We start from the raw sequence: 1,200 nt of genomic DNA on the forward strand, positions 1-1,200 counted from the left end.
TGTTTTTGTTAATGGCGATCTGGTTGGGGTAACGGGTAGTAATTTTGGTACTGATGGTTTTATTAAAACTCATGTTAAAGCCGGTGAAGAACATATTGTTTTAGCTGAAAAAGATGGACTTAGTGACAGTAAAACACTCACACCAGAAGCTCTGGGGATTAATAATTTTGATCTGGTTCTTGCCGATAGTAACAATAGTACGATTACACCTGCAATATTTACAGCTAGTAATACGTATCAGCTGGATGCTCCTGGAGGGGCGTTTGATTTGTATCACAGAAGTGAATATATGCCTGTTAACAGTCATTATTCCTTCTCAAGCGAAAAGATCAATAGAGGAATATGGATAGGGATGTGGGGACAAGGAGGAGTAGCAGTTGCTCTTAACCAATGGCTTCAAGCAGATTTTCCTATACCTATTTCAATTTCTGGTTTTACTCCAGTAGGTCCTGCTGCTGCACCAGAAAGAACACCTCACACTATAACCATATGGGTTGATCAAGGAGAAGGGTTAGAAGAGTATCAGACCTTTAGTATGGATGGTCTGGTTTATAAAGATATCTGGTTCAATGAAACTTTGAACGATGTTAAGTCTATCAGATTTCATATGAATGAATCACAAGGTTATCTTCAAGGGTTTGCATCATCTATAGCTGTCGATGAAATATTTATTCTGAAGTGATCAATAAAATATAAAAATATCTATGGGTGTATGTGCTAGGGAACCTCTGAAAAAGTCTGTGTTTGTTTGTAATGGCTACCTCTAAAATCATTTTATACTGAGGGAGTAAACCAAACAAGTACTTAATCATTGGTTTCTTAATACTAAAACAAGGAAATAGTTATAATGCAGTTTTCTAAATCTCTTTTATCCCTGGCCATTATTGCTACATTAACCGGATGTAATGGCGAAACATCCTCGAACGTATCAGCAGATAATAACTCTGCATCACAGTCTGCTACAAGAATCAGTGTGCCAGTTGATTCTTCTTTTACATCGGTATACCGAGCCAGAGTTAATCATAATGTAGATGTCAGCAATAGCAGAGAACGAAAAGCGCGTGATGTCTCTTATTTTGAAGGCACACTGACGGCAAAAAACCTGACTGCAGGGGATGAAGAAAGCTTCGACTGGCCAATTACCATTGATGAAAATGGAAAAGCCAAGTCAGAAAAAACTGTCACTGTATTTCCCGGCAC

At 38.2% G+C, this 1,200-nt stretch carries 2 protein-coding genes; both read left to right on the top strand.

The genetic code is table 11. The features are described from left to right. Positions 1-682: hypothetical protein (locus H4O21_RS23950; protein WP_182812355.1), on the top strand; the 682-nt coding region annotated here is incomplete at its 5' end. Positions 683-847: 165 nt separating this feature from the next. After that, positions 848-1,200 (top strand): hypothetical protein (locus tag H4O21_RS23955; RefSeq protein ID WP_220495837.1); only part of this gene is annotated, 353 nt, incomplete at its 3' end.

This window comes from Oceanospirillum sediminis (assembly GCF_014164585.1).
Classification (GTDB): Bacteria; Pseudomonadota; Gammaproteobacteria; order Pseudomonadales; family Halomonadaceae; genus Oceanospirillum; species Oceanospirillum sediminis.